The sequence below is a fragment of the Streptomyces sp. CA189 genome (assembly GCF_056428985.1).
In genome coordinates this window covers 60164-69685 of record NZ_JBWJVM010000047.1, presented here as the reverse complement: position 1 = coordinate 69685, position 9522 = coordinate 60164, and the positions used below count along the sequence as shown (strand labels likewise).

The 9522-nt window shown below is 73.4% G+C and carries 8 protein-coding genes; 3 read left to right on the top strand and 5 right to left on the bottom strand.

Translation table 11 applies throughout. From position 1 onward, the window contains the following. Nucleotides 1–590: 590 nt before the first annotated feature. The 5 genes from AC061S_RS28955 to AC061S_RS28935 all read right to left on the bottom strand — a co-directional run bounded on the left by AC061S_RS28955 (nucleotide 591) and on the right by AC061S_RS28935 (nucleotide 6182). A complete protein-coding gene (locus tag AC061S_RS28955) occupies nucleotides 591–1547 on the bottom strand; it encodes a cation diffusion facilitator family transporter (protein WP_478688833.1) in 957 nt (318 codons plus the stop codon). A gap of 45 nt (nucleotides 1548–1592) precedes the next feature. Beyond that, the gene (locus AC061S_RS28950; protein WP_478688829.1) at nucleotides 1593–2471 is read right to left on the bottom strand and encodes an acyl-CoA thioesterase; all 879 of its coding nucleotides are present in this window, start codon (nucleotides 2469–2471) and stop codon (nucleotides 1593–1595) included. 19 nt (nucleotides 2472–2490) lie between these two features. After that, nucleotides 2491–3648: an acyl-CoA dehydrogenase family protein gene (locus AC061S_RS28945; protein WP_266957923.1), complete on the bottom strand. Its 1158-nt coding sequence runs from the start codon at nucleotides 3646–3648 to the stop codon at nucleotides 2491–2493. A gap of 129 nt (nucleotides 3649–3777) precedes the next feature. After that, nucleotides 3778–4356: a hypothetical protein gene (locus tag AC061S_RS28940; RefSeq protein WP_478688828.1), complete on the bottom strand. Its 579-nt coding sequence runs from the start codon at nucleotides 4354–4356 to the stop codon at nucleotides 3778–3780. 98 nt (nucleotides 4357–4454) lie between these two features. After that, the gene (locus AC061S_RS28935) at nucleotides 4455–6182 is read right to left on the bottom strand and encodes a PucR family transcriptional regulator (protein WP_478688827.1); all 1728 of its coding nucleotides are present in this window, start codon (nucleotides 6180–6182) and stop codon (nucleotides 4455–4457) included. Nucleotides 6183–6341: 159 nt separating this feature from the next. Here AC061S_RS28935 and speB point away from each other — a divergent pair, with 159 nt between their 5' ends. The 3 genes from speB (at nucleotide 6342) to AC061S_RS28920 (ending at nucleotide 9508) form a co-directional block, all read left to right on the top strand. Next, nucleotides 6342–7310, top strand: a complete 969-nt coding sequence (speB, locus tag AC061S_RS28930) for an agmatinase (protein WP_327306617.1) — start codon at nucleotides 6342–6344, stop codon at nucleotides 7308–7310. Nucleotides 7311–7359: 49 nt separating this feature from the next. After that, nucleotides 7360–9027, top strand: a complete 1668-nt coding sequence (locus AC061S_RS28925; RefSeq protein ID WP_478688826.1) for a thiamine pyrophosphate-binding protein — start codon at nucleotides 7360–7362, stop codon at nucleotides 9025–9027. A 106-nt stretch (nucleotides 9028–9133) separates the two neighbouring features. Further along, entirely contained in the window at nucleotides 9134–9508 is a 375-nt protein-coding gene (locus AC061S_RS28920; RefSeq protein WP_478688825.1) for a hypothetical protein, read from the top strand. Nucleotides 9509–9522 lie beyond the last annotated feature (14 nt).

The window sequence follows — 9522 nt, the reverse complement described above, 5'->3', positions numbered from 1 at the left end:
GGGGTGTCGGCCTGGACTGCATGATTTAGGCGCCCTGTGCGCAGCTTCGACAGGGTGCGGGGTGTTGCTGCGCCACAAATCACGCTTTACGTCCCGGCCGACACCCCACCCCGCCCCCGTCCCCGTCCCGGGCCGCCGCCAACCGCGCCGACGGTGGGTGGTGGGTCTCTTCAGCCGCCCGACGTTGGGCCTTTCCAGTCGCCCGGCGTTGGAGTTTTTCAGCCGTCCGGCGTTTGAGGACCGGGGTCTGGGGCGGAGCCCCAGGGGGTTCGGGCGCAGCCCGGGACCCCGTTTTCAGCCTCGCCGGCGTTTGAGGCGCGGGTCCGGGCGGAGCCCGGGGAACGGTGGAAGGGCGGGTAGGGGACTTCGCCCCGCAGGGCCGACCCAGCCGCACCCGCCCACCGGGCTGGACGCCAGAGGGCGGTGGCGAGCACCCCGACTGGCCACCGCCGGACGGAGTCCGGCGCAGCAGCGCGAAGCCGGGGAGGCCCGCCAGGGCCGCACCGCGCGAGGGGTGCGTCGAAAAGGTGCCCGGCGCAGCGGCGCGAAGCCGGGGAGGCCCGCCAGGGCCGCACCGTGCGAGGGGTGCGTCAAAAAGGAGAAGGAGTCGGGTCCAAGTAGACGCGGCGGATCGCCGGGAAGCGCTCCCTGAGCTGCGCCTCCGCGAGTTCACACGCCGCCTCCACCTGCGCGGCAGACGCCAGATCGTGGAAGTCGATCTTCGCAGCGATCAGCACCTCGGACGGCCCCTGCACCAGAGTGGTCAGCTCCAGCACGCCCTCGATGTGCAGCACCGACAGCAGCTCCTCCCGGACTTCCGCCCGCATCCCTTCGGGGAGGGGCCGCCCGATCAGGTACTGCGCGTTCGAGCGCCCCAGCTCCCACGCCACCCACACCAGCAGCAGCCCGATGAGGAGGGAGGCCACGCCGTCGTACGCGCCCGATCCCGTGAGCTGTGCCCCCAGCAGGCCGCCGGCCGCGAGTGCCAGGCCGATCAGGGCGGCCACGTTCTCCAGGAGGACGGCCTTCACCGCCGTGTCCGGGGTGTGCTTCACGTACAGTCCCAGCGGCGCCCGCAACCGCGCCGCCTCGCCCCTGACCTGCCGCCAGGCGACCAGGAGGGAGTAGCCCTCCAGGAGGGCGGCGACGCCCAGGATGATGTAGGAGAGCGTCGGGTCGCCCGGCTCCTCGCCGTGGACCAGGGTGTGGATGCCGTCGTAGACGGCGAACACCGCGCCGCCGACGAAGGTGGCGATCGACGCGAGGAGTGCCCAGATGTACCGCTCCGGGCCGTAGCCCAGCGGGTGCGCCTCGTCGGCCGGCTTCGCGCTCCGCTTGAGCGAGGTCAGGAGCAGTACCTCGGTCACCGTGTCGGCCACCGAGTGCGCCGCCTCGGAGAGCATCGCGCTCGATCCGCTGACGATCCCGCCCACGGCCTTGGCCGCGGCGATGCCGAGGTTCGTGACGACGGCGACGATGACCGTTCCGACGCTCTCGTCCCCACCCGGGCTCCCGCCCGGGCCGCCGATTCCGTTTCCGTTCACCATCGCATCGCTGCTGGACATGGTGTGACGTTACGTCGGACGGCCGTACTACGCGCGCGGGACGCGCACCACGCCCTCCTGGATGACCGTCACGGCGAGTCTGCCGTCCTGGGTCCAGATCCGGGCCTGGCCCAGGCCCCGGCCGGCGGCCGCCGAGGGCGACTCCTGGTCGTACAGCAGCCATTCGTCGGCGCGGAACGGCCGGTGGAACCACATCGCGTGGTCCAGCGAGGCGCCGACCACGTCGCCGACCGCCCAGCCGCCCTTCCCGTGCGCGAGCAGCACCGAGTCGAGCAGGGTCATGTCGGAGACGTACGTGGCCAGGCAGGTGTGCAGGAGCGGGTCGTCGCTCTCCAGCTTGCCGGCGGTACGGAACCACACCTGCGTGCGCGGTTCGACGGGTTCGCCGACGCTGCCCCAGGGCGGGACCGTCGCGTACCGCAGGTCCACCGCGCCGCGCGCCTCGATGAGCCGTTCCACCGTGCCGGGGTTGCGGAAGACCTCCCGGTAGAGCGGGAGCGATTCGGCGGCCGTCGGGAGGGTCTCCGGATCGGGGGCGTCGGGCATCGCGGTCTGGTGGTCGAGGCCCTCCTCGTACGTCTGGAAGGACGCGGAGAGGTGGAAGATCGGCTGGCTGTGCTGGACGGCTACGACGCGGCGCGTGGTGAAGGAGCGTCCGTCGCGGATCCGGTCGACCGAGTACACGATGGGCGCGCCGGGGTCACCGGCGCGCAGGAAGTACGAGTGCAGCGAGTGCGCGGTGCGATCCGCGGGGACGGTCCGGCCGGCCGCTACCAGGGCCTGGGCCGCGACCTGGCCGCCGAAGACCCGCGGTACCAGCGCCGAACGGCTGGTACCGCGGAAGATGTTCTCCTCGATCTGTTCCAGGTCGAGGAGAACGAGGAGCGTCGTCAGTGCCTCGTTCATGGAGTGAAGGCTAGGTGCCTTACAGGCCCATCGACTTGGCGATGATGGACTTCATGACCTCGCTGGTGCCGCCGTAGATGCGGTTCACGCGGTTGTCGGCGTACAGGCGGGCGATCGGGTACTCGTTCATGTAGCCGTAGCCGCCGTGCAGCTGGAGGCACTTGTCGATGACGCGGTGCGCGACCTCGGTGCAGAACAGCTTCGCGGAAGCGGCCTCGGCGGCGGTGAGCTCACCGGCGTCCAGGGCCTCCAGGGCGCGGTCGGCGACGGCCTCGGCGGCGTCCACCTCGGCCTGGCAGGCGGCCAGTTCGAACTTGGTGTTCTGGAAGTGCGCGACCGGCTTGCCGAAGACGGTGCGGTCCGTCACGTACTGCTGGGCGAAGCGGACGGCGGCCTTGGACTGGGCGTACGCGCCGAAGGCGATGCCCCAGCGCTCGGACGGCAGGTTGGCGCCGAGGTAGTAGAAGCCCTTGTTCTCCTCGCCGAGCAGGTCCTCGACCGGGACCTTCACGTCGACGAACGCCAGCTCGGCGGTGTCGGAGGTGCGCAGGCCGAGCTTGTCGAGCTTGCGGCCGATGGAGTAGCCCTCGGACTTGGTGTCCACGGCGAAGAGGGAGATGCCGAAGCGGCGGTCGTCCTCGCTGGGGGCGGAGGTGCGGGCGCAGACGATCACGCGGTCGGCGTGCACGCCGCCGGTGATGAAGGTCTTGGAGCCGTTGAGGACGTAGTGCGTGCCGTCCTCGGAGAGCTTGGCGGTGGTCTTCATGCCCGCGACGTCGGAGCCGGTGCCCGGCTCGGTCATCGCCAGGGCCCACATCTCCTCGCCGGAGACGAACTTCGGCAGGAAGCGCTTCTTCTGCTCGATGTCGGCCAGCATCTTGATGTACGGGAGGGCGAGCAGCACGTGCACGCCGGAGCCGCCGAAGTTGACGCCCGCGCGGGAGGTCTCCTCGTAGAGGACGGCCTCGAACTTGTGGGTGTCCAGGCCGGCGCCGCCGAACTCCTCGGGGACGTTGATCCCGAAGATGCCCAGCTCGCCGAGCTTGTAGTAGAACTCGCGCGGGGCCTGACCGGCCGCGAACCACTCGTCGTAGACCGGGACGACCTCGGCCTCGATGAAGGCGCGAATGGTCTCGCGGAACGCCTCGTGGTCCTCGTTGAACACCGTACGGCGCACGGCCGACTCCCTTCGTCGCGGCAGTCCGCCGCCCAATCTAAGCGCTTGCTCAGATTAAGTTACCGGCGAGTTGGTCGCGCTGTCCAGAGTGAGGTCCGGCACGTCCGCCGGAGGCCGCGGGAACGCCCTTCAGAAACCGTTGCAGACGGCGGAGGCGAAGGGGCCCGTAGCCGTCGCCGTGATCGGTGCGGAGTCGTCGACAGTCACCGAGCAGGTGGCGGTGCCGCCGTCGGGGCCGAGGGTGACGACGAGGGAGCCGCCCTTCACGAAGCCCGTCGTGGTGATCTCCTTCGTCCAGGGCAGGGTCCGGTCACCGACCTGGCTGGTGGACAGGTTCCCGTCGCGCCAGGTCGAGTAGGTGATGGCCACGCCCGAGGCGCTGCCGGTGGCCGCGTACGCGACCCGGGCGGGCCGTGCGGCCTCCTCGGACACCTCGTTGACGAAGACGGCGAAGAGGGCGGTGCAGCCGCCGAGCAGCAGCAGGAACAGGCCGAGCAGCACCCACGGCCAGCGGCGGCGCCTCCGGGGCGGGGGCGGGTAGGGGTACGGGTACGGGTACGGAGGCTGGGGCGGGCTCTGGGCCGGGTACGGGGCCTCGGCCGACGGCGGGCTCTGGGGCGGGTTCGGGTGCTGCGCGGGGCCCTGGGGTGGGCGCGGGCCCCAGCGTGGGGGCTCCGGGGGCTCCGGGGGGCTGTCCGGGCGGTTCATGCATTCAGCGTGGCCCCGGTGCCCGCGCGGCGCACCGCGACGGGGTCGGGCCGGGTGGGGCCCCGGCGTTGTGGGCCGCCCGGCGCCTGTCCTCCGGGTCAGGAGGGGCCGGCCGCGCCGTCGGTGTGCCGCAGCGCGAACCACAGCTCCATCCGGGTGTCCGGGTCGTCAAGGTCGGCGTCGCCCAGCAGGGCGGCGGTTCGGGTGATGCGCTGGCGGATGGTGTTGCGGTGGATCCCCAGGGCGGCCGCGCTGCGGTCCCAGCTGCCGTGGTGGGCCAGCCAGGCGCGCAGGGTCTCCCGGAGCGCGGGGGAGAGGGGGGCGAGCAGGGCCTCGGCGTGGGCCCGGGCCTCGGCAGCGCCGACCAGGCCCGCGAAGCCCGGGTCCCGGTGCCGGGCCAGCGGGGTACGGGCCGCCTCGGCGCGCTCCAGGGCCCGCCCGGCCTGCGCGTCGGCGCCGGGCAGGCCCCCGGGCGGGGCCGCGGCGCTCACCCCGAGCCGCCAGCCGGGCTGCGGGGTGGGCTCGCGGTCGGTGAGGAGGCGTACGGAGGCGGTGCGTACGGAGTCCCCGCGTACGGAGTCCCCGGGTACGGAGTCCCCGCGTTCGGGATCCCCGGGTACGGGATCCCCGCGCAGGTCCAGCAGTACCGTGCCCAGCGCCGCCGCCAGGGCCCGGGGGTCACCGGCGCCGCGGGCGTGCACGGCGTACCAGGGGCCGGGGCCCAGCGCCGTCCCCGGATCCCCGCCGAGCAGCAGCCGGGTCAGGGCGGCCTCCGACCCGGCGGGGCGGTGGGCGGTGAGCAGCGTCAGCAGGACGGCCGCGACCGAGGCGATGGTGTGGTCCCCGGGCGCCCGCGTCGGGGTCGCAAGGGCGAGGACCCGCCCGTCGCCGAGGGCGTGGACGCTGAGGTGGAGCCCGCCGTGCGCGGCCGTGGCGGTGACGGCGGAGCCGGGTGCGACCCGTCGGGCGAGTGAGAGGAGCACGTCGAGCGCCCCGGGGGCGGGCGCCGTTCCGGCGGAGGTGCCGGGGGCGCCGGGGGTGGCAAGGGTGGCAGGGGTGGCCGGGATGGCAGAGGCGGCGCGTCCGGCCGCTCCCGCGGGTCCAGCCGCCTCTGCCGCCCCAGCCGGTCCCGTGGGCATCGGCCCGGGTTCCGCCCTGGCGCCACCCGCCCCGACGCCCTGCTCCCGGCGCGCGTCCGGGCCCTCCGGCACGGAAGGCGCGGGCCCGGCCCCTGCTCCGGTGGCCGCCGGGGTGTCCGGCCGGGTCGGCGGGAGGACGGCCGCCCAGCCGCCCAGGGTCGCCGCCAGCCGGCGCAGCACCGCCGGGACCGGGTCGGGGCGGGCTGCGGCCGCCGCCAGGGACTGCTGGGCCTCGGTCACCCGGCGGAGCTCGGCGGTCCGGGCCTGTGCCATCAGGCGCCAGACGCTCCGGCCGACCGCGGTGAACGGGGTGCCGGGCGGCACCTCGACCAGGGGCAGCCCGTACCGGTCGCAGGCCTCGACGAGGGACCGCGGCACGGTCGTGTACACCGGGGTCACCCCGAACCCGACGGCCCCGACCCCGGCCCTGACCAGCCCGGCGACGTAGGGCCCGGCGTCGGCGGCTGCCTGCCCGGCCGCTGCCTGCCCGGCCTCCGCCCCCGCGAGGCCGGCGCCCGCCGTCAAGAGGAGCTCGCCGCCCAGCAGGTACGGGGACGGGTCCGCCATCTCGGAGGCGTGGACCCCGTGCAGTTCGGCCTCGGCGGGCCCGGCCAGGTGCCGCAGCCCGAGCTCGTGGTCGGCGAGCAGTCGGCCGAGCGGGACCGGCGGGGTGGGTGGGGCTTCCATGAGTGGATACTCCGTACACATCGGAGGGGGCTGGTGGAGGAAACGTACACTTCGCCGTCCCGGGATGTCCGTTTACGCTCGAAGGACCGCACCAGCACCACCCAGCACCACCAGCACACCCAGCAGGACCCACCAGGACCTCCGGAAGGGCACCCCCTCATGAGCACGCAGCCGCGCGGCCCCGTCGACTCCTCCCGCATCCCGCGCTACGCGGGCCCCGCGACCTTCGCCCGGCTGCCCCGCCTCGACGAGGTCGGCGGCAAGGCCGACGTGGCCGTCGTCGGCGTGCCGTTCGACTCCGGAGTCTCGTACCGCCCCGGCGCCCGCTTCGGCGGCAACGCCATCCGTGAGGCCTCCCGCCTGCTGCGCCCGTACAACCCGGCGCAGGACGCCTCCCCGTTCGCGCTCGCGCAGGTCGCCGACGCCGGCGACATCGCCGCGAACCCCTTCAACATCAACGAGGCCGTCGACACGATCGAGGCCGCCGCCGACGAGCTGATCGGCAACGGCTCCCGCCTGATGACCCTCGGTGGCGACCACACCATCGCGCTGCCCCTGCTCCGCTCGGTGGCGAAGAAGCACGGCCCGGTGGCCCTGCTCCACTTCGACGCCCACCTGGACACGTGGGACACGTACTTCGGCGCCGAGTACACGCACGGCACCCCGTTCCGCCGCGCCGTCGAGGAGGGCATCCTCGACACCGAGGCCCTGTCCCACGTCGGCACGCGCGGCCCGCTGTACGGCAAGCAGGACCTGGACGACGACGCCAAGATGGGCTTCGGCATCGTCACCTCGGCCGACGTCTACCGGCGCGGCGCCGACGAGGTCGCGGACCAGCTCCGCCAGCGCATCGGCGACCGTCCGCTGTACATCTCCATCGACATCGACGTGCTGGACCCCGCGCACGCGCCCGGCACGGGCACCCCGGAGGCGGGCGGCATGACCTCCCGCGAGCTGCTGGAGATCATCCGCGGTCTTTCCTCCTGCAACCTGGTCTCGGCGGACGTCGTCGAGGTCGCCCCGGCGTACGATCACGCGGAGATCACCTCGGTCGCGGCCTCGCACACCGCGTACGAACTGACCACGATCATGAGCCGCCAGATCTCCGCGGCGCGCGGCGCCAAGTAGGCACGGCGTGCGGGCGGGGGCGGCCAACCCGAAGGGCGAGTAAGCGCACGTGACGCACGACCACGACCTGGTACTCCGTCCCACCGAAGCCCAGAAGGCGGCCGCGCTCGCGCCGCCGCCGGGGCGCACGGGCGGGGACCTGGTCGTGGAGACGCTGCGCTCGCTCGGCGCGACCACCGTCTTCGGGCTGCCCGGCCAGCACGCGCTCGGCCTCTTCGACGCGGTTGGCCGCTCGGACCTGCGCCTCGTCGGACTCCGTACGGAGAACAACGCCGGGTTCGCCGCCGACGCGTACGGCCGGATGACCGGCGAGGCGGCCCCCCTCCTCCTGTCCACCGGCCCGGGCGCGCTCATGGCGCTCCCGGCGCTGGCCGAGGCGGCGGCGGCGTCCGCCCCCGTCCTGGCGATCTCCTCGCAGGTCCCGACGCCCGGCCTGGGCGGCGGCCGGCGCGGTCACCTGCACGAGCTGCGCGACCAGTCGGCCTCCTTCCGGGACGTGGTCAAGTCCGTCCACACCGCCCGCACCCCCTCCCAGATCCCGTCCGTGATCGCGGAGGCCTGGGAGTCGGCGCTGACGGCCCCGCACGGACCGGTGTGGGTGGAGATCCCGGAAGACGTCCTGCGTGCGGAAACCCTCATCCCGCAGGTCACGGGCATGGACGCGACCCCGCACGAACTGGCCCCGCGCCCGGAACTCACCGCGCTGGCCGCGCACTGGCTGGAGAACGCCGAGCGCCCGGTGATCATCGCGGGCGGCGGGGTGATCCGCTCGGACGCCGCGGGCAAGCTGAAGCAGCTCGCGGAACGTCTGAATGCCCCCGTCGTCACCACCTTCGGCGGCAAGGGCGCCTTCCCCTGGACCCACCCGCTCTCCCTCCAGTCCTGGCTGGAGGACCGCCACATGACGGACTTCCTGGAGGACGCGGACGTCCTGCTGGTGGTCGGCTCAGGCCTGGGCGAACTGTCCTCGAACTACCACACGTTCTTCCCGGAGGGCCGGGTCGTCCAGATCGAGGCGGACCTCGGCAAGCTGGAGTCCAACCACGCGGGCCTCGGCATCCACGCGGACGCCCGCCTCGCCCTGCAGGCGCTCCTCGAAACGGTCGCCGAACGCCCCGACCCGCAGGCCCCCGAGCGCGTCAGCCTGCTCCTCGCCGACATCGCGGCCCGCCTGGCCGAGCAGGACCTGACCCTGGAACAGCAGCTCCTGACCTCGATCCGGCAGGCTCTTCCGCCCCGCTCCCCGTCCTTCTGGGACATGACGATCCTGTCCTACTGGGCCTGGTCGGCCTTCGACGCCAAGCACCCCAACACCATGCACTCGGCGCAGGGCGCGGGCGGCCTCGGCTACGCCTTCCCGGCGGCCCTCGGCGCGGCCGTCGCGGAGCCGGACACCCCGGTCCTCGCGGTCTCCGGCGACGGCGGCGCGATGTACTCGATCGCCGACCTGGCCACCGCCCGCCAGCACGACCTGGACGTCACCTGGCTGATCGTGGACGACGGCGGCTACGGCATCCTGCGCGAGTACGGCTGCGAGACGGGCACGGCCCTGACCCGCCCCGACTTCGTAGCCCTGGCGGCCTCCTTCGACATCCCGGCGACCACGACCACCCCGGAATCCCTCCGCGAGGACCTGGCCGCGTCTCTGAAGACCCCGGGCCCTTCGCTCCTGCTCCTCCCGGCCAAGCTGAGGATGTTCGCACCCACCCACGTCTGAGGGGTGCGCGGGCCGGGGTTAGGTTGGTACCGATCAGTTCCGATCGCACGTCCTTGGCCGCACGTCCTTGGCCGCACATCCTTGGTCGCACATCTTTGGGGGAGCGGTGTCGTTCGAGCAGCAGTGGGCCCAGCAGGGGCAGTCCACGACCGCGTCGGGCACCGGAGTCCTGGGGACGGCCCCGCCCGAGAAGAAGAAGGCGGCCGACACCATCGAGAACGTCCTCCAGCCGGGGACGACGAAGGCCGCGGACGCCGCCGACGAGCCGACGAACGCGGCCGCCAAGGCCTTCGCCGGCTGGGAGACCGCGACCGGCCTGACGAAGGCCCACACGCACTGGGACGACCAGGTCAAGCGCCTGATGGGCCGGCTGAGCTCGGAGAAGACGGCCCTGCGCGGCGCGTCGAACCTCTTCACCGGGAACGACCAGCTGACGGGCCAGGGCTTCCAGCCGGTCACGTCCAAGCTCTCGGGCCTGTAGGGGAGACGGGGACG